This window comes from Streptomyces purpurogeneiscleroticus (assembly GCF_020024005.1).
Classification (GTDB): Bacteria; Actinomycetota; Actinomycetes; order Streptomycetales; family Streptomycetaceae; genus Streptomyces; species Streptomyces purpurogeneiscleroticus.
Map to the genome: position 1 here is coordinate 1 of NZ_NHSG01000283.1, position 18151 is coordinate 18151.

Genomic DNA, 18151 nt, shown 5'->3' on the forward strand with positions numbered 1-18151 from the left:
GGGCGCCCTCGGGGTGGGTGTTTGAGGCGAGGACGTAGCCGCTGCCCTGGGTGCCGGGGATGAACGGCAGCTCGGGCAGGATGCCGAACTGTCCGTCGAGGATGTTCAGATCCAGATGGGCGACGGTAGCCGCCGCCACCCGCACGAGGGTGTGCCCGGGGCGCGGCTCGGGCACGGCACGTTCCCCGAGCTTCGGCAGGGTGCCGAACTCCTCCAGGGCCAGGGTGCGCGTGGTGGTTGCGGAACTGCTCACGTTCTGTGTTCTCCGTTCTTCCCGTTGTCGGCCGTGCCCTGGGGACCGTCTTCAGATCGGCGTCCGGGCGGCTCGGATCTTGCCCGCAGTGGGAACGATGTGAGTGTGCCTCTGCTTTCGCAGGCGGTCGTGGTCTTGTCGTACGCGGTGGCGACGTCACCGAAGCCCTTGAGGCAGTTGAAGCAGCGCTCGACGATGTTGCGTTGGTGGTGGATCTGCCGGTCGGATCCTGTTGGTCTGCCCGACCGCGACTGCCACGGTGGTGACGGTGCCGTCGTCAGGGTGTGATGACGAGTCGCCCGCGCAGGCCGCCCTCAGCCAGACGTGCATGGGCCGCGGCGGCATCCGCGAGGGGGAAGATTTCGGCGACACGGGCCAGCAGCGTGCCGCGGTCGGCGAGTTGGGACAGTTCGGCGAGCTGGGCGCCGTCGGCGCGTACGTCCAGGGCGTCGATGCGGATGCCGCGCTCGGGGGCGGGCTCCTGTCCGGGCCATACGCCGATGTACGTGCCGCCGGCGCGGACCGGGGCGAGGGCCGTCTCACCCAGCACCGCGGCGTCGATGACGCCGTCGAACGCGGCCGGAGGAAGTGTCTCGTCGCGGGACAGAAAGCGGTCGGCGCCCCGGGCACGCAGGAACTCCTCGTCCTGTGCGGAGCCGAGGGCCGTGACCTTCAGGCCGCGGTGGTGCCCGAGTTCTACCGTGTGCGCACCGACGCCGCCCGCCGCGCCGGTGACCAGCAGGCTCTGCCCGGGGTGGAGGGCGGCCATGTCCAGTGCCTGCGCCGCGGAGAGCGCGTTGAGGGGGAGGGCCGAGGCGTGGGCGTCGTCCAGTGTCACCGGGGCCGGTGCGAGCGCGTCCGCGTCGAGGACGGCGTACTCGGCGTGGGTGCCCAACGGAGTGCGGTGGCCGGTGGCCAGGCCGATGACGCGGTCGCCGGGGAACCAGGTCACACCGGTACCGACGCTTTCGACGGTGCCGGCGATGTCCCAGCCCAGGCCGATGCGCTCGCCCGCGCCGCCGAAGACGCCGGCCCGCATGGCCGCGTCCACCGGGTTCAGCGCGGCCGCCGCCACCTTGATCCGCACCTGTCCCGGGCCGGGGCCGGGCACCGGAACCTTCGTGATCTCGACTGCCTCGGGCCCGCCGAAGCGGGACACGGTTGCGGCACGCATGAGCATGCTGATCCTCCTGGGGGTGGGTGCACGGACGAGGCACCACGAAGCCATTTCTTACCTGTGGTGCGTAACCGCATCCTGCGTCAGCATGAAAGCCTGTACAAAAGGCACACGCGTGTAAGAAAGGCGGAGGGCAGGCACACGATGGCACACGACTCCCGGGCAGAACAGCCGCCGGACCGGACCGGACGGGCCCGTGCGCCCGCTGGCCGGCCGAGCAGGGCGAGACGATCCGGCAGATCGTCGAGCGGGCCGGCGACAAGTGGGGCGTGCTGGTGATCGGCACCTTGGAGAACGGCCCCGTGCGCTACACCGACCTGCAGCGCTCCATCCCCGGCGTCTCCCAGCGCATGCTCACTCACACCCTGCGCCAGCTGCGCCGTGACGGCCTGGTCACCCGTACCGCCTATCCCGATGTGCCGCCACGGGTCGAGTACGCGCTGACCAGGCTGGGCGCCACGCTGCTCGACGCGGTCACCGCTCTGATCGACTGGGCGGGCACGCACCACGACGAGATCACCCGCAATCGCGCCCGCTTCGACCGCGACGCCGCCGACAGCAGCTAGTAGCCGACGTTGACGGCGCTCCCGGTGGCGGCGACGATCCGGTTCGCGAGCAGAGGGGAGATGCCTCCGCCGAGGACTGCCCCGAAGCGGAAGGCGATACCCATGCCGGACTGCCGCTGATCGCGGGAACAGAGCTCGGTGAAGAAGGTGTACATCGGGCCGTGTCCCGGCTGCTCACAGTCTCCGGGCGGGTCCTGCTGGCCTACCGCGACGGCCAAGAGGACGTGATCGCGGAGCTCGAGGCGTAGCGTGCCGACGGCCTTCCGCCGACCGACCGGCTCGACCCCACGGCGTTGCGCGCCGAGCTGGCCCAGATCCGCGCCCGCCGGTGGGCCCAGGAGCGGGAACAGTGCATGTATGAGTACAAGAGCTTCGCCATGCCGATCATGTACTACGGAGACGACCGGGTCATCGCCACGATCTCCGCGACCGTCCCGGCCGACCGCCGCGACCGTCCCGGCCGACCAGCAGCTGATCCACGCACTGTTGGCGACCGCGACCGCGACCGACATCGGCCGCGGCCTGCACCGCCAGAGCGCCTCCCGCACCGATCCGCGCGTCGGCATGGTCGGCTGAGCGCCGGGCGTCCGGGCGTGCCACCGTTTCCGGCGGCCTGAGGAATCGGCCGATGCGGGTGATGACCGACCGCCGAGCCCCGGCAGCAGTGGCCGTGTCGCCCGCCTCTCGGCTGGGATCGGCATCATGGCCTACCGCTGCGACGAGGCGTCGGTCCGGCAGTAGAGGATCGCCATGTTGAAGAGCCGGGAATCGGCGGCGGTAGCTCCGTCGAGAGCGGCCCGGCCGAAGGCGGACAGGACGGGGTCCGTGCTGGAGCTCAGGGCAACGATTTCCGCCTCGTAACCGTAGGACACCACCCCTCCGGAGGAGCTTTCCACGCTCGGGGCGAGCCCCCTTGAGACGGCGTCGCACGCTGCCTCTCTACTCACCGTTGCGGGTTCCACGTGGGGCTGCAATCGCGACCGCTGGGCCTGGTCGATGCGCTGTTCGGCTGTCGTGAAGTTGGCGTAGAGGCTCGTTCCAAGGACGATCGCGGCCGCCGCGATCGCAGCGAGCGTGCCGACGGCTCGGCGTCCTCCCCGGGGCAGGGCCGCACCGTAACGGCCCTCGGTCGGTGCATCAGGTCGTACCTTCGCTCGAATCCAGGAGCCGGCGACCGCTCCCATGCCACACACGACCAGGAACACCGCGAGACCTACGAAGATCATCAAAGCGTTGGCGTACGACGTCGGCAGGCCGTTGACGACCAGGCCCCAACAGCCGGGAGACGGGGCGTTCAGGCACGTCACGCTCTGGATGGTGACCCAGAAGACCGCCGGCTGCAGTGCCAGCACAACCAGCACGAACACAGCGCTGACGCACAGTGCCACACCGTGCCGGCCGCGGCCTCCGGACCGGACACCCAGGCCCACGCTCACCACCGCCGCGAGCAGCAGGGTGAGAAGCAGGACCGCGTCGACCCATGCGTCGGTCGGAGTCCGACGCTGACGCATCGCCAGAATCATCGCTCCCGCCAGCAGGCCCCCGTGCCCGGCGGCGACCGCGCACCCTGCCACGATGGGCCCCAGAGGGCGGAGGGCCGGCCGTGGCGCAGGTGGCCGGCGGAGCAAGCCCGTGAAAGTGAAGACGGTCGCGCAGCCGATCGCGGCGGGAAGGGCCCAGGCGGTCCCCGTGGTGGTCAACGCGTTCCACACGGCGACCCAGCCGTCGGCGGTGCCGTCCGCGACCTTTCCGTGGAACCGATCCCACAGTGCGAACAGGCAGCCGAACACGGCTGCGCCGCACACCAGGCCGGCAAAACATACCGCTCTCTTCCGTCCAGCGGTGGCCAGCCAAGCCCGAGCGCTCACGGTCGCCCATTTCAAGAACGACAGGCACATACCCCACAGAACAAGGACCGACAGCGCTGCCCGCGCGAAATGGGTCGGCAGTAGTTCGGACCACATGTTCGTGAAGGGGTTGGGCAGCGAAAGACCCAGAAGGATGCCGCCCGACAGCGCTGCGGCCTTCGCTCGCCAGCGGTGCGCAGCCTCCGGGGCCGCGTGCACGGCGTTCCACACCATTGCCGCGATGAGAGCACCCACTGGCGCCGCCAAAGCCACGAAGACGGCGTTGGTCCCGGTGCTCGACACACTTTCCGGGGCCGTCAGGGTGTAGGTGTTGTACAGATGAAGATGTGCGGCGCCCAGGGCGATGCCCACGATGGCCAGGTCAACGCCGCTGGGTTCGACAAGTCGCCAAGGGGCGTCGAGCATGTCCAACCGGGCCTGGTGGGAGGGGTGGTACACAGCGTGCCCGCGCCACCAGCGCTGCCGGCGGGGCGACGGCGGTGACGGTCGAGGGGACAGCAGGGAGTGCAGTTCCTCCCTGGTGCGGCCGACGCGGGCAGCCCGCACATCGGCGTAGTGCTCGCGGGTACGCAGCACGCGGGCTCGAGCCGACTGCAGGAGCAGGAGGACGAAGACGCTGACAGCCAGGGTCGCCATCGCGTCGTTCAGTGAGTCATTCCAGGGGCCGGTCGCGAGCGAGACCAGGGCGACGAACATATAGACAAGCAGCGGTACGCCGGTGAGCATGAGGAACGCCCACCACGAGGACATCGCCGCATACGTCAGGTCGACGTCGCGGTTACGCAGATGAGCTGTCTCGTGCCGGATCACCGCCAGGGCGCGTTCGTCGAGCGAGCCGTCCTTTCTCAGGACGAGCAAGGAACTGTCCACGGCGATTCGATATTTTCCGAACGCCCCGAAGGCCCGGGCCCCACCCGCGGTACCCGGCGTGGTCAACAGCTCGACCCTGCCGCGAGTGTCACCGAGAACGGCGTCCACCTCGACCCGAGCTGCCCGCACACCACCGCTGCCCTCCGCATGACGGAGGGGACGCAGCCGCCGCTGGAGCAGACGAGGGTAGATCGCGTACACGAGCAGTGCCAGGCAGGCCCACACGGGACCAAGACCGATCATCCACAGCAGAAGAGTGCGCCGTTCGACGGTGACGCAGTCGGCGAAGACGTTGAAGACGGCCAAGTCGGGCAGCCGGGCGGCGTCCGCACGCACTTGGGAGGCGCAGGCCGACAGAGCGCCGCCGTGCACCGTATCGAGTCCCATGGCGCCGCCGAGCGCGGCATACCAGACTCCCAGGTACATGGAGCCCACTGCGGCGGTCATGATCAGCAGGGCGAACCGGACAGCGGTGGCGGTGGGCAGGAGGAACGGGTCGAACCGGCTGCCCGGCCCCGCATCGGCCGTCGTCTCAATCCGTGAAGCTGACATCGGCCCGGCCGCTGTCCTGCTGGGAGGCTGTGATCGTGTCGACGATCGCGTGCGCGAGCCGCTCGGCTTGATCCGGCGGCAGGCCGGCCTCCGTGGCCTGTCGGGTCACGGACGTGAGGAGAGCGGGGATTTCCCGCTGTGGCACGGTACGCAATGTGGTGTCCGCCTCGACTCGAGCCGATCGAGTGAGCCGCAGCCTCTGAGCCACCCACCGCCAGGCCCGATTCCACCATGGACGAGCCGCGTCCGTGATCGATTCGACGACCAGCCCGTGGAGCACGGTGAGCACGATGCCGGTGACCGCTCCCACAACGATCTCGCCGAATCCCAGCGGATTGTCCTGCGCTCGGTTCGCCCTGCCGCGTATGAAGTACTCATCGCGGACAGCGGGGTAATGCTCGATCTCGTCCGGTGCGACACGAGCCACCACGGTTCTCGCCACGTGGTCGATGGTCACGGGCTTCCCTGAGAGCGCGGGTGTCTCGGACAAAGGGGGCACCCTCCAGCCTCGGTCAAGGAATCGAGCCAAGGTACGCAAGCTGACCATAGCAGAGTGGACTTATGCGTAAGTAGCCTCAGGCGTAAGGCGGTTGGGGTGTCTCTGCGAGGCATTCGTAGGCTCACCCAGGGTCGGCGCACAAGCGATTCCGTCAGCGCCTCGCCTGCACGATCAGCGTGCCGGCACGGTGCCGGCGGCGTGCTACGTTCCGAACGCTCCGGTCAGCTGCCGTACGAGGACCGATATGCGATACGCACCGCCGCTGTGGCCCGTCTCCGTGAAGGGCGTCGCGCTCGACGCGCAGCACCGTGTGCTGCTGCTCCGCAACGAGCGAGAGGAGTGGGAACTCCCGGGCGGGCGCCTGGAGATGGGAAACGCGGACACCGGTCAGGTCCCGGACCTCAGCCCTGAGGCCGCGGTGGCGCGCGAGGTGCCTTCGCCGCAGCCTGGGGCAGCATCGACGCACCGATGGGCGGCATGGGCGACTCAGGACTCGGCCGACGCCACGGCGCCGACGGCATCCTCAAATACACGGAGCCGCGGACCGTCGCCCACCAGCGCCTCCAGGGCTTCACCCCGCCGGCCCGCATTTCGCCCGACACCTGGGCCGCGCTCCTGACCGGCGCACAGAAAACCCTCAAGGCGGTCGGCGCCCGTTGAGCCCGATCACCCTCGCGACGCCCGGTGGCAAGGCGCCCACGCTGGACCGCCTGAAGAGGCGGCGCAGCCGGGTGGTGCATGGCTTACGGATCGGTGACGGGGCGGGCGTGGCCCTGCGGGTTGGCGGGGGATTCGTCCTAGCGTGAAGGCATGCGGGTACTGGTCACCGGCGGCGCCGGGTTCATCGGGTCTCATGTCGTCGATGCGCTGAGGGCGCACGGACACGAGCCCATCGTTTTCGATGTGCGCGAGGACGCGGGCGCGGACGTGCGGGACCGGGAAGCGGTCGCACGTGCGCTGTACGGGGTCGACGCCGTGTGTCATCAGGCGGCGATGGTCGGGCTCGGCAACGGCTTCGCGGACGCCGGTGAGTACGTCTCGCGCAATGACCTCGGCACCGCCGTCCTGCTCACCGCCATGGGGGACGCGGGCGTACGGCGGCTCGTGCTGGCGGGGTCGATGGTGGTGTACGGGGAAGGACGGTACGCGTGTGCGCGCCACGGGGTGGTGCGGCCGGCCCCGCGGGCGGTCGGCGACCTGGCCGCGGGGCGGTTCGAGCCCGGCTGTCCGGCGTGCGGCGAGGACCTGACCCCCGAGCTGGTGGGGGAGGACGCCCCGGTCGACCCCCGGAACGTGTACGCAACGACCAAACTCGCCCAGGAGCACCTGGCGGCCGCATGGGCCCGTGCCACGGACGGTACGGCGGTGTCGTTGCGGTACCACAATGTGTACGGTCCCCGGATGCCCCGCGACACCCCGTACGCCGGGGTCGCCTCCTTCTTCCGCTCGGCGCTGGCCCGTGGTGAGGCACCGAGGGTCTTCGAGGACGGCCGCCAGCGACGGGACTTCGTGCATGTGCGGGACGTGGCGGCGGCCAACGTGGCGGCGATGGACACCGACGCGCCCGTGGGCGCGCTCACGGCGTACAACACCGGCAGCGGCGAGCCGCACACGGTCGGCGAGATGGCCCGGGAACTGGCCGCGGCGTGTGGCGGACCCGAGCCGATGGTCACGGGGGAGTACCGCCTGGGGGACGTACGCCACATCACGGCGGACTCGTCCCGGCTGCGGACCGAACTGGGCTGGAAAGCGCAGGTGGGTTTCGCGGAGGGCATGCGGGAGTTCGCGCTGGCTGAGATGCGGGAGTGCTGAGGGCCGCACCGGCCGCCCGGAAGGCCCCGTCCGCTTGGCAGGTCCCTCCGGGAGTCGACGGGCTCAGGAATCGGCCGCGGGGAGCGTCACCTCGAAACGGCAGCCGCCGGAAATGTTGGACACGGCGGCGCGGCCCCGGTGGGCCTCGACGATGCCGCGGACGATGGCGAGGCCGAGGCCCGCGCCGGCGGGCGGGGTACGCGCGTGAGTGCCGCGCCAGCCGGTGTCGAAGACTCGGGGCAGGTCCTCCTCGGGAATGCCGCCGCAGCCATCGGTGACCGACAGGGTCACGCCGTCGGGACAGCGTTCGGTGGCGACCGCGACCGTGCCGTCGGCAGGGGTGCGCCGGATCGCGTTGAGGAGGAGGTTCCCCAGCACCCGGCTCATCTCCTTGCCGTCCACTTCGACGGGCACGGGTTCGACCCGGTCGCCGACGAGCTTCACACCGTGTGCACGGGCGAGCGGATCGGCTTCGGCGAGGGCGTCGCCGACGAGGTCGTACAGGGAGACAGGGGAGAGGGAGAGCGTGAGGGCGCCCGCGTGGATGCGGGAGAGTTCGAAGAGGTCGCTCACCATTTCGTTCAGGCGCTCGACCTCGGCGCGGATCTGCCGCAAGTAGCGGTCCGGATCGGCCGCCACCTTGTCCTCCAGCGCCTCGGTCATGGCGCGCAGGCCCGCGAGCGGGGTGCGCAGGTCGTGCGAGATCCAGGCGACGAGTTCGCGCCGCGAGGTCTCCAATGCCCGTTCACGGTCGCGGGATTCGGTGAGCTTGGCGCTGGTGTTGGCCAACTCGTCGCTCAGGGCCGCGAGTTCGGCGGTTGCCGGGCCGGTGGGAGCCGCGAAGTCGCCGCCGTCCCCGAAGGAGCGGGCTGCGAGCTGGAGGTCCCGGCTGCGGGCGACGACCCAGCGGCCCAGCAGCAGCGCGGTGGCCAGCGACACCACGCTGGCCACCGCAACGACCGTGGTGACGACGGTCAGGTCGTGTGCTGAGAGGAACATCGCCCACGCAACCGCGAGAGTTCCGGCGAGCATCGCGGTCACGGCCACCGCGGCCACCACCGTGAGCGAGGCGGTGAGCGAACGGCGGCGCAGCAGCCACAGCGCTCCCGCACCGAGGAGCCCGGCCGCACCGGCACCGAGGAAGGCGAACAGGGCGATGAGAAGGGTGTCGTCCACGGTCACTCCTCGCCGTCCGCGCCGGCACCCTCGCGGACATCGCCGCCATCGCGGGCGCCGCCGCTCTCCAGGGCGCCGTCGCCCGGATCGAAGCGGTAGCCCACGCCCCACACGGTCTGGATCAGCCGGGGCCGGGCCGGATCGTCCTCGACTTTGCCGCGCAGCCGGCGGACGTGGACGGTGACGGTCGACAGGTCGCCGAACTCCCAGCCCCACACGTCCCGCATCAGGTCCTCGCGGCTGCAGGCGCGGCCGGGATTGCGGAGGAAGAACGCGAGCAGGTCGAACTCGCGGAGGGTGAGGGCGATACCGGTGCCGTTCTTGGTGGCACGGCGGGCGGTGGGGTCGACGGTGAGTCCGGCCGCGCTCAAGGGTCGTGTTTCCGTACGGGAGTGTGCTTCCGCCCGGGGGCGTGTGCGGCGCAGGATCGACTCCACCCGCAGCACCAGTTCCCGCGGGCTGAACGGCTTGGTGACGTAATCGTCAGCCCCCACCTCCAGGCCCAGGATGCGGTCGTCCTCATCGCCGCGGGCGGTGAGCATGATGACCGGCACCGGCCCGCGTCCCCGCATGCGGCGGCACACCTCCAGCCCGTCCATCCCCGGCAGCATCAGGTCCAGCACCACCAGGTCGGGCCAGTGCTCCGCGGCACGGGCGAGCGCGGCGGGCCCGTCCTCGGCGCGGTCCACGACGTGTCCTGCCCGGTCGAGATAACCGGCTACGACCTCGGCGACCGTGGGGTCGTCCTCGACGACGAGGAGGCGGGCGGCCCCGGCCCCCTCATCCGCCGGTCCGGCCGGCGTCCCGTACGGCATCTGCTCCATACGGACAGCCTCGCACCAGTGCGCCGTTGCTGCTGGCCGCCAGGTGCCCGCCGTCCCTGATGTCCGCGTTTCGTAAGGAGCCGATGTCCGAAATGCGCGTTTCGCGCTCGTAAGGTGAAAGGCGTGAAGATCTCTCCCACCCGGCCGGACGTCGACGTCGTCCTGCCCTGCCTGAACGAGGCCGAGGCCCTCCCCTGGGTACTCGACCGCATCCCGCCCGGCTGGCGGGCCCTCGTCGTGGACAACGGCTCCACGGACGGTTCGGCGGATCTCGCCCGGGAGCTCGGCGCCACCGTCGTCGACGAACCGCGGCGCGGATTCGGTGCCGCCTGCCACGCCGGGCTGACCGCCGCCACCGCCGACATCGTGTGCTTCTGCGACTGCGACGCCTCGCTCGACCCGACGCTGCTCCTGCCTTTCGTGCGGGAAGTACGAGCGGGCGAGGCCGACCTGGTACTGGGCCGGCGGCGGCCCCGCGGCCGGGGCGCCTGGCCCGTGCACGCCCGGGCCGGCAACCTCGCGCTCGCCCGGATGCTGCGTCGCCGCACCGGGCTTCGCCTGCACGACCTGGGACCGCTGCGCGCCGCCCGTCGCGAGCCGCTCCTCGCCCTCGACCTCACCGACCGGCGCAGCGGTTACCCGCTCCAGATGGTGGTCCGCGCCGCTGACGCCGGCTGGCGCATCGCCGAACACGACGTGCCGTACCTGCCGCGCAGCGGCGAATCGAAGGTCACCGGCACCTGGCGCGGCACCTGGCAGGCGGTCCGTGACATGCGTCGCGTCCTCGCCGAAGCACCGGCCGTGCCGGTGGCGACCGCGCCATGTGCGCAAGGAGGCAACCCCCGATGACCACCCTGCTCGTCATTGCCAAGGAGCCCCGGCCGGGTCGCGTGAAGACGCGGCTCACACCGCCGTTCACGCCCGCGGAGGCGGCGGCGCTCGCCGAGGCGGCCCTCGTGGACACGCTGTGTACGGTGGCCGCGACCCCCGCGGAGCGCCGTGTGCTGGTGCTGGACGGGAATCCCGGCCCCTGGCTGCCGCCCGGCTTCGACCTCGTACCGCAGTGCGCGGGCCGCCTCGACGAGCGGCTGGCCGCGGCCTTCGCGGGCTGCGACGGCCCGGCCCTGCTCATCGGCATGGACACCCCGCAGGTGACGCCGGACCTGCTGACCGTCGACTTCGCCGGCTACGACGCCTGCTTCGGCGCGGCCGAGGACGGCGGCTTCTGGGCACTGGGCCTGGCGTCCCCCGATCCCGGTCTGCTGCGCGGCGTCCCCATGTCGACGCCGGCCACCGGCGCCGTCCAGCGCGACCGGCTCGTCGCCGCCGGCCTGCGCGTCCGCGATCTGCCGCGGCTGCGCGACGTCGACACGGCGGCCGACGCGCAGGCGGTCTCCGCGTCGGCGCCACACGGCCGCTTCACCGCGGAACTGGCCCGGCTCCAGGCGGTCGCCGGCCGATGAACGCTACACATGAGGCGATAGCGCAGCACGCCACCGGACGCCCCACCACGACCCCTTGGTCGGCCGACCCCTACGCCGACGCCCTGCGCGCCGGCCGCGGGCCGCTCTTCCTCCGCCGCACCGACGGCTGGCTGCTGCCGTTGGAGGTGGAGCGGTGGTGCGCGCGCGCCGACGCCGTGGACCGGGAAGTACTGACCCGCTGCGAAGGCGCCGTGCTCGATGTGGGGTGCGGGCCGGGGAGGCTCGTCGTGGAGCTCGCCTCCTCGGGGCGCGCGGCACTCGGCATCGACGTCAGCGAAGCCGCCGTGGCCCACACCACCCGGCGTGGCGGGCAGGCCCTGCGGCGCTCCGTCTTCGAACCGCTGCCCGGTGAGGGCCGGTGGGGCACCGCGCTCCTGCTCGACGGGAACCTCGGCATCGGCGGCGCCCCGCAGGCCCTGCTCGGCCGGCTGGCCCGGCTTCTCCTCCCCGGCGGCCTGCTGATCGCTGAGACGGTTCCGGTCGATGTGGACGAGCTCGCCAGCGTCCGCCTCGTCCGTACTGCTGACCTCGCCGGTGCCGGCGACGTCCGGGGCACGGCGGGTGCCCCGTTCCCGTGGGCCCGACTCGGGACCCCGGCGCTGCTCCGGTGCGCCCGCGCGCAGGGCTGGCGTGCCGTCGATCAGTGGGCGGCCGGTGGGCGCGCTTTCGTTGCACTGCGCAGCCGCACCAGCAGCAGCAGGGCCGAGCCGCCGAACAGCACGGCCGAGATCAGCAGCCACCTGCTCAGGAATCCGTCGCCCGACAGCCCGGCGACCGACCGGTAGCGTTCCGCCACCTGCCCGCTGATCAGCGGAAACCACACGAGCAGAAGCAGCCCCGAGAAGGCGGCCGGTACGCGTACGTACATGGCGCCCTCCCGGTGGCCGACCGCGCCGAGCACCCGTACGACCGCGTGGTCCACAGCGACGTACAGCGGCAGCAGCACCAGGTCGTGCACCAGGGCGGCACCGACGAACCACAACGCCACCTGGAACCAGTCGTCGGCGAGCAGCCGCACGCCCGCGTAACCGGCGAGCGCGAACGAGCAGGCCAGCAGGAGGAGTTGCAGCGGACTGCCGATCCGGATCCGCAGGCGTCCACCGTCCCGGAGCCGCCGCAGCGGATGTCCGGTGCCCAGGCCGTGCCTCATCACAGTTCTCCGAACGTCATCCGGGCCACCCACTTGGTGTTGAGCACTCCGGGCGCCCCGGGCACGATGACCCGCGCCGGGTAGCCGTGGTCCAGGGTCAGGGGCTCACCATTGACCTCCAGGGCGAGCAGCGAGCGCGGGTCGCGCACCTGATTGGCACGCAGGGCGGCCCGGCGGAAGGCACCGTGCAGTTGGAGCGACTCCACCAGTACGTCGGGCGCGGCGTCCGCGTCGTACCCGACGAGCCGTGCGACATCCCTCAGCCGTACGCCCCGCCACCACTGGTCGGAGGTCGACCAGCCCTCCACGCAGGCGATGGGCAGCGCCGAGCTGTACAGGTCGAGGGCCAGCAGCTCGGCCCGGCTCAGCCGGACGGTCCCGGTGCGCCCCGCGACGACCAGCCGCCATGCCTCCCCGCTCGTCTCCCGCGCGCTGATCCCCGCGTACGCGGCCGTCTTGTTGATCTGGAAGCCGCCGGGTCCGCCGCCCGGGTCCGCTCCTCCGTGTGGCGCGAGCACGGCGGTCTGCCGTAGCGGACCGTCGAAGCTGCGCCCCACCGTGGTACCGAACAGGACCAGTGAACCTCCTCCGACCAGCCACAGCGCACCCCGCCGCGAGGTGGTGGGCGGATCGGGTCGCGCGGAGGTCAACTGCCCCGCCCGCTCCCGGGGCGGCCCCTCGTCCGCGCGGAGACCGCGCAGGTTCCGTACGGCTGCCGGCACCTTCAGTACGGCATGGGCGACGAACGCGGCGAAGAACACCCACGCGCCGTAAAAGTGCAGTGGGTAGAAGGAGCCGGGGAACACGTAGTCCAGCTGGACGTTGAGCACGCCTGTCGTGAACTGGAACAGCGCGCCCCCGACCAACAGGAGCAGGGAGATGCGCTCCAGGGCGTGGGCCACCGACCGCGCGGGTGGCAGCTGGAACAGCCTGGGTACGACCGACCACAGCTTCGCCAGCAGGACGGGGACGAGCGTGATGCCGAGCGTGACGTGGACGCCCTGGGTGAGCCGGTACAGCCAGTACGGGCCGGTCGGCCAGGAGAAGAGGTAGAAGCCGAGCAGGCCCTTGTCCGGAGTCTTGTCGTTCACCGGCGACAGGTCGGGGTTGTACGCCGCGTAGGACAGGAGCCCGGTCACGAACAGCACTGTGATCCCGGCGAGCAGCACCACACCGAGCACCGAAGTGAACCAGGGACCGCGCAGCGGACTGCGCCAGCGAACCGGGAAGGAAGCGGATCGTGCCATGCGCCGACCGTACGGCCGGACACCCCGCGACGGGCTGCGCAACCGATGACGAAACGCTGACGTCCGCGCCTGTCAGGCCGTCGGCGGCCGCCGTCCGGCCTAACGTTCCCATGTGAACCGCGATCTCCTCCGCGACCTGTACGCCGCCGTGACCGCGGTGCTGCTCGTCCTTGCGGCCGTCCTGGTCGGCATCGCCGTCGAGCGCACCGACGGCACCCTCCGCGTCGGGTGGCCTCCGCTGTACTCCAACTGGTTGCCGCACCTGGGCCCCGGCACGCCGGCCGCACTCGCCGTGGCGGTCACCGTCGTGGCGTACGGGCCGTCCCTGGCCGCCCGTCTGCCCTGGCGTGCCCTGCTCATCGCCGCCTGGGGCACCGTCATGGCCTGGACGTGGTCCCTCGCGCTCGTCGACGGCTGGCACCGCGGCATCGCCCGGCGGCTGACGACCAGGTACGAGTACCTCCAGGTCATCGACCGCTTCCACGACATCCCCGGCACCCTGCGGGACTTCACTCACCACATCCTGCTGCACTCTTCCGACCACTGGCCCCCGCACGTCGCCGGACATCCGCCGGCCGCGTCGCTCACCTTCGTCCTCCTCGACCGGATCGGCCTGGGCGGCGGCGGATGGGCCGGAGCCTGGTGCATCACCGTCGGCGCCACGGCGTGCGTGGCCGTGCTCGTGACGGTGCGAGCACTTGCCGGGGAGCGCCTGGCGCGGCGGGCGGCACCGTTCCTGGCGCTGACGCCGGCGGCGGTGTGGATGGGGACGTCGGCCGACGGGTACTTCGCCGCCGTCGCCGCATGGTCCGTCGCCCTGGCAGCGCTCGCGGTGACGCACCGGGCGGCGCACCGGGCACGGGCCGCCGCCTTCGGCTCGGGACTGCTGCTCGGCCTGACCTGCTACCTCTCGTACGGGCTCACGCTGTTCGCGCTGGTCGTAGCCGGTGTGCTGCTGCTCGGCCGGAAGCGCAATCCGACCGGGGTGCTCCAGGTGCTCCCCTTGCTGCTGCTCGGCTTCGTCGTCGTGCCGATGGCGTTCACACTCGCCGGCTTCAACTGGTGGGAGGCGTACCACCTGCTGGTCGAGCGCTACTACCAAGGAGCGGGCGGTATCCGGCCGTACGGCTATTGGGTGTGGGCCAACCTCGCCTGCACGGTCTTTCTCGTGGGCCTCGCGACGGCGGCAGGGCTGCGGCGCGCCGCCGGCACGCTCGTCCGGCAGCGCGACCGCCTCCTCACCCGGCCGGGCCCGGCCGGCGGCCCCTCCGCCGAGGCACGTCTCGCCCTGCTCGTGTCCGCCGCCGTGCTCGCTCTCCTCGCCGCGGATCTGTCCGGGATGAGCAAGGCGGAGACGGAACGCATCTGGCTGCCGTTCGCCATGTGGCTGCTGCCGGCCTGCGCCTATCTCACCAGGCCCCGTGCCTGGCTCGCGGCCCAGGCCGTGCTCGCCCTGCTCGTCAACCACCTGCTGCTGACCGCTTGGTGACGGCTGCCCGGCACGCGCCGGCCGCGCACACGAAGTGCGAGGCATCCCGCGAAGGCCAGTCCCTTCCGGGGGCGGTGATGAATGAGCGGTGATGAATATTCAACTATGATCGCCCGTGGGTAGGTTTGCGTACGGCAAGAGGGCGAGTGTTCCCCCGGGGGGTTTTGCCGCGTTCGGTGGCCGCTGATTAGGCTGGGGTACGTGGTTACAGCAACCACTTGTCCCCGATCGGGGCACGGCCCGGCACTCCCGACCACCCTGAGGCAGCACATCGATGAGCGAACCGGCGATATCGGCCCCGGGTCCTGCTGCCGCCGGACCGGAGTGCCCCGCGCCGGCCTCCCCGACGTCTGCCCGTCCGTCCGCCGAAGAAGGCAGCACCGCACTCTTACTGACGTACCGTCAGCCGTTGTTGCGGTATGTCACCGGCCTGCTGCCCGCCGACCCGCAGCGCGCGGAGGACGTCGTTCAGGAAGCTCTGTTGCGCGCCTGGCTGAAGAGTGAGGCATCCCGTCCCCGCGGCGCCCGGCGCGAGGCGGGGTGGGAGCCGAGTCTGCCCTGGCTGTTCAAGGTCGCCCGTAACGTCGTGATCGACTGGAGTCGGCGTGACAGCTCCCGGCCGGCGGTGCCGACCGGGCTGCCGCCGGAGACGGCCGTTCTCGCGGACGAGGCCGCGCGTGTCGTGGAGCGGACGCACGTCGTCGAGTTGCTCGCCCAACTGTCCCGTCCCCATCGAGAGGTTCTGGTGTACACATACCTGCTCGGCTGTTCCGGCCCCGATACGGCACACGCCCTGGGCATTCCGTCCGGCACCGTGAAGTCCCGGCTGCATCACGCGATGCACCACCTGAGGCAGGCCGCCGCGCTCGCCGCGCGGGAGTGCGCGTGAGTCTTTCCAGTCACGCCGCGTCTTCGGGCGCGGCGGCCGTCGCGGCACCGGTGCAGTTCCCGGTGCCGCTGGCCCTCGGCATGCCGGACCGCAACTCCTGGCTGATCCTCATCGGCTTCCTCGTCGCCCTGGTCCTGCTCATCTGGCTCCTCGTCCGCACCGTGAGCAGGCAGGGCGGCTTCCGCCGTACCTGCCGCCGGATCGCGTGGGAGGCACGGATGACCGCACGGGCGTTCACCGCGCCGCTGCGCGCCTACCTGCGGCACCGGCGCTGTGCCCGGATGCTGGCCGCGTACTTCGCCGACCCGGCCGCCGGAGACGTGGTGCGGGCGGCCCTCGACCGCGCGGACGCGGACGCGGGGGAGGGCTGTTACGTGCCCGCCGTCCAGCTGTCCCGGGCCGGTAGCCATGTCCGCGTCGTCGTCGCGGGGCGCGACCCGGCCGGTTCCGCCGGGCCGGTGCTGCCCTGGACGGACGCGGCGGACGAGCCGGGGAAGTGGACCTGGACCGCGTCGGCCGATGCGGTACGGACGCGGGCTGCCGGCCTCGGCCGCGCCGTACGACTGCCGCTCGTCCTGGGTGTGGACCGCAAGGTGCCGGGTGTCGTCCTCGTCGACTGGCTGCGCGGCCCCGCCGCGCTGGCCATCGAGGGCGACGCGCGGATCTCCCGCGGCGTGCTCCAGGCGCTGGCCGCGCAGGTGGACCGGATGCCGGACGGGCCGCCGGTCCACGTCGCCTCCGGTGTGCACCCGCGATTCCCCGGACGCCCGTTGGACGACATCCTCGCGGAATTGCTCGCGGAACCGGCAGGCCGGTCGGCAGGGCAGGAGCAGGCATCGGAATCAGAGTTTCCGGACGCGGCGGTGCCGGTGGTGGTCTGCTGGGCACCGACGCCCGCACAAGCGGCCCGGCTCGCGGAGCTGAGCGCGCGAGGGCAGGCCCGCGTGCTGGCCGGCGGCCGGCTGCCGGGCGCCTGCTGGGTCCTGCACGCCGAGCCGGACGGCCGACTGCTGGGGCCCGGGCCACAGGTGGACGTGGAATCGTCCGCACTCGGCCGGGGCGTGGCCCGCGCTGTACGGCGGGGGTTCCCCGCGCCGCACTGCGTGCTGCCGGACGCCGGTACCGGGACGGGTACGGGAGCCGGTACGGGGACGGATGCCGGTGCCGGGACGAGCGCGGGCAAGGATGCCGGGTCTGACGTCCCGGCCGCGCCGGAACTCCGTAAGCCGGAGCTTGAGCCCGAGCCCGCGCCGGACCGCACCGAGCCGGTACGCGAGCAAGCGGTGGCCGGCCGTCCCGAGCCGGTCGCCCCGCCCACCGAGGCAGCACGCAAGGCGGACAGCGGTGCCGACTTCGATGAGCCCGCGCCGAGTGCGCCTGCTTCGGGGGCGACTGCTCCGGAAGCCTCCGCCGTACCTGCTCCCGCGCAGAGCCCGGACGCCCCCGGGCGACCGGCCACCCCGGCACCCGAACCCGGCACGGCCCGCGGCGCGGCCGGCTCCGACCGCCCGGCCGACGCCGGCTCCGCCGTGGAGGACGGCTTCGACTTCACGGAGCCGGACCTGGCCGAGCCCCGCGCCGCCGGCCCCGCGCCCGGCCTGGCCGGGGTGTCCGCAGCCTCCGACCGCGCCGACGCCGACTCCGACCCCGCCGCCTCCGGCGATCCCCAGGAACGGACTCCTCGTACCCCGTGAGACTCTTCGTCACCATCTCTCCAGCCGCCCCGGAGGCCTCCGCTCCGACCCGGTCCGGCTCCCCGCACGCCGCGCCCGAGCGGCGCGACCTGGCCCTGGACGCCCCGGGCTCGACCACCGTCGGCGCACTGGCCGCACGCCTTGCCGGCGAGTCCCCGACCGGCGGCACGGCCCCCGCGCTCTTCCTCGAAGACCGTGAACTCCCCGCCGACCTGCCGCTGGCCGCCACCGGTATACGGGACGGCGCCACGCTCGGTCTCGGCGGTCCGGTACCGCCCGAGCCCGACGGCGGCTACGGGCCGGGCCGCGCCGACCTGCCGCCGCCGTCCCGTTCCGCCGACGGCGAGCGGCTGCCGCGCGCGCCCCGCGTGGAACTGCAGCTGATCGGCGGGCGCGGTGCCGGACGGGTCTGGCCCCTGGACTGCGGTACGCACACCGTCGGTCCGGAGGCGGGTAGTTCGGTGCGGCTCGATGGCCGTGAGGTGCCTGCCGGCGGCATCCGCATCACCGTACGCGCGGACGGCACCGTGCTGCTGAACACCGCCCCGACGGCCGGCGGGCCCGCGTCCGGCGGAGCGCCGGCGGACGGCGGCACGGGGCC

Annotated in this window: 16 protein-coding genes and 3 pseudogenes; 11 read left to right on the forward strand and 8 right to left on the reverse strand. The window is 72.2% G+C overall.

What is annotated here, in order from left to right:
* Both CCS38_RS18140 and CCS38_RS18150 read right to left on the reverse strand, forming a co-directional pair.
* Nucleotides 1-253, reverse strand: a 253-nt coding sequence (locus tag CCS38_RS18140; protein ID WP_372457106.1) for an alcohol dehydrogenase catalytic domain-containing protein, incomplete at its 3' end; no start/stop codon positions are given.
* Between the two features lie 277 nt (nt 254-530).
* Nucleotides 531-1427, reverse strand: coding sequence for an NADP-dependent oxidoreductase (locus CCS38_RS18150; RefSeq protein WP_223734334.1), 897 nt, complete (start codon nt 1425-1427; stop codon nt 531-533).
* 242 nt (nt 1428-1669) lie between these two features.
* Here CCS38_RS18150 and CCS38_RS18155 point away from each other — a divergent pair, with 242 nt between their 5' ends.
* Complete coding sequence (locus CCS38_RS18155; protein ID WP_308050830.1) at nt 1670-1996, forward strand: winged helix-turn-helix transcriptional regulator; 327 nt, start codon at nt 1670-1672, stop codon at nt 1994-1996.
* Here the strand turns inward: CCS38_RS18155 and CCS38_RS18160 are convergent.
* Nucleotides 1993-2214: a hypothetical protein gene (locus tag CCS38_RS18160; RefSeq protein ID WP_223734335.1), complete on the reverse strand. Its 222-nt coding sequence runs from the start codon at nt 2212-2214 to the stop codon at nt 1993-1995. The two genes, CCS38_RS18155 and CCS38_RS18160, sit on opposite strands and share 4 nt — an antisense overlap.
* A 75-nt stretch (nt 2215-2289) precedes the next feature.
* Between CCS38_RS18160 and CCS38_RS35720 the strand changes: the two are divergent.
* A pseudogene (locus CCS38_RS35720) lies at nt 2290-2439 on the forward strand (hypothetical protein); the annotation flags it as partial.
* 264 nt (nt 2440-2703) lie between these two features.
* Here CCS38_RS35720 and CCS38_RS18170 read toward each other — a convergent pair.
* Nucleotides 2704-5286 (reverse strand): M48 family metalloprotease, encoded by a 2583-nt coding sequence (locus tag CCS38_RS18170; protein WP_223734336.1) that lies wholly within the window; start codon nt 5284-5286, stop codon nt 2704-2706.
* Complete coding sequence (locus CCS38_RS18175; RefSeq protein ID WP_223734337.1) at nt 5267-5743, reverse strand: hypothetical protein; 477 nt, start codon at nt 5741-5743, stop codon at nt 5267-5269. The genes CCS38_RS18170 and CCS38_RS18175 overlap by 20 nt, the downstream gene beginning before the upstream one ends.
* 474 nt (nt 5744-6217) lie before the next feature.
* Between CCS38_RS18175 and gabD2 the strand changes: the two are divergent.
* Together gabD2 and CCS38_RS18185 are read left to right on the forward strand one after the other, a co-directional pair.
* Nucleotides 6218-6445 (forward strand): annotated as a pseudogene (gene gabD2, locus CCS38_RS18180) (succinic semialdehyde dehydrogenase); the annotation flags it as partial.
* Nucleotides 6446-6595: 150 nt separating this feature from the next.
* Nucleotides 6596-7597 (forward strand): NAD-dependent epimerase/dehydratase family protein, encoded by a 1002-nt coding sequence (locus tag CCS38_RS18185; RefSeq protein ID WP_223734338.1) that lies wholly within the window; start codon nt 6596-6598, stop codon nt 7595-7597.
* Between the two features lie 63 nt (nt 7598-7660).
* On the opposite strand, the gene CCS38_RS18190 is transcribed toward CCS38_RS18185, so the two are convergent.
* Together CCS38_RS18190 and CCS38_RS18195 are read right to left on the reverse strand one after the other, a co-directional pair.
* On the reverse strand, nt 7661-8773 hold the full coding sequence (locus CCS38_RS18190) for a sensor histidine kinase (RefSeq protein WP_223734339.1): 1113 nt from the start codon (nt 8771-8773) through the stop codon (nt 7661-7663).
* Between the two features lie 2 nt (nt 8774-8775).
* A complete protein-coding gene (locus CCS38_RS18195) occupies nt 8776-9597 on the reverse strand; it encodes a response regulator transcription factor (RefSeq protein ID WP_223734340.1) in 822 nt (273 codons plus the stop codon).
* A 114-nt stretch (nt 9598-9711) separates the two neighbouring features.
* Here CCS38_RS18195 and CCS38_RS18200 point away from each other — a divergent pair, with 114 nt between their 5' ends.
* From CCS38_RS18200 to CCS38_RS18210, 3 genes are read left to right on the forward strand one after another with little or no spacing between them, the layout of a single operon-like run.
* Nucleotides 9712-10446, forward strand: a complete 735-nt coding sequence (locus CCS38_RS18200) for a glycosyltransferase family 2 protein (protein WP_372457107.1) — start codon at nt 9712-9714, stop codon at nt 10444-10446.
* Nucleotides 10443-11060 carry a TIGR04282 family arsenosugar biosynthesis glycosyltransferase gene (locus CCS38_RS18205; RefSeq protein WP_223734341.1) on the forward strand — a complete coding sequence of 206 codons (618 nt, stop codon included), beginning with the start codon at nt 10443-10445 and terminating at the stop codon, nt 11058-11060. The genes CCS38_RS18200 and CCS38_RS18205 overlap by 4 nt, the downstream gene beginning before the upstream one ends.
* The gene (locus CCS38_RS18210; RefSeq protein ID WP_223734342.1) at nt 11057-11866 is read left to right on the forward strand and encodes a class I SAM-dependent methyltransferase; all 810 of its coding nucleotides are present in this window, start codon (nt 11057-11059) and stop codon (nt 11864-11866) included. The genes CCS38_RS18205 and CCS38_RS18210 overlap by 4 nt, the downstream gene beginning before the upstream one ends.
* A 364-nt stretch (nt 11867-12230) precedes the next feature.
* Here the strand turns inward: CCS38_RS18210 and CCS38_RS18215 are convergent, their stop codons facing one another.
* A complete protein-coding gene (locus CCS38_RS18215) occupies nt 12231-13478 on the reverse strand; it encodes a molybdopterin-dependent oxidoreductase (protein WP_223734343.1) in 1248 nt (415 codons plus the stop codon).
* Nucleotides 13479-13590: 112 nt separating this feature from the next.
* Between CCS38_RS18215 and CCS38_RS18220 the strand changes: the two genes are divergently transcribed.
* The 4 genes and pseudogenes from CCS38_RS18220 to CCS38_RS18235 all read left to right on the forward strand — a co-directional run.
* Nucleotides 13591-14967, forward strand: coding sequence for a hypothetical protein (locus CCS38_RS18220; protein WP_223734344.1), 1377 nt, complete (start codon nt 13591-13593; stop codon nt 14965-14967).
* A gap of 274 nt (nt 14968-15241) precedes the next feature.
* Complete coding sequence (locus tag CCS38_RS18225; RefSeq protein ID WP_223734345.1) at nt 15242-15856, forward strand: sigma-70 family RNA polymerase sigma factor; 615 nt, start codon at nt 15242-15244, stop codon at nt 15854-15856.
* Nucleotides 15853-17550, forward strand: a complete 1698-nt coding sequence (locus tag CCS38_RS18230; protein WP_223734346.1) for a hypothetical protein — start codon at nt 15853-15855, stop codon at nt 17548-17550. The genes CCS38_RS18225 and CCS38_RS18230 overlap by 4 nt, the downstream gene beginning before the upstream one ends.
* Nucleotides 17547-18151: pseudogene (locus CCS38_RS18235) on the forward strand (hypothetical protein); the annotation flags it as partial. The gene CCS38_RS18230 and the pseudogene CCS38_RS18235, both read left to right, overlap by 4 nt.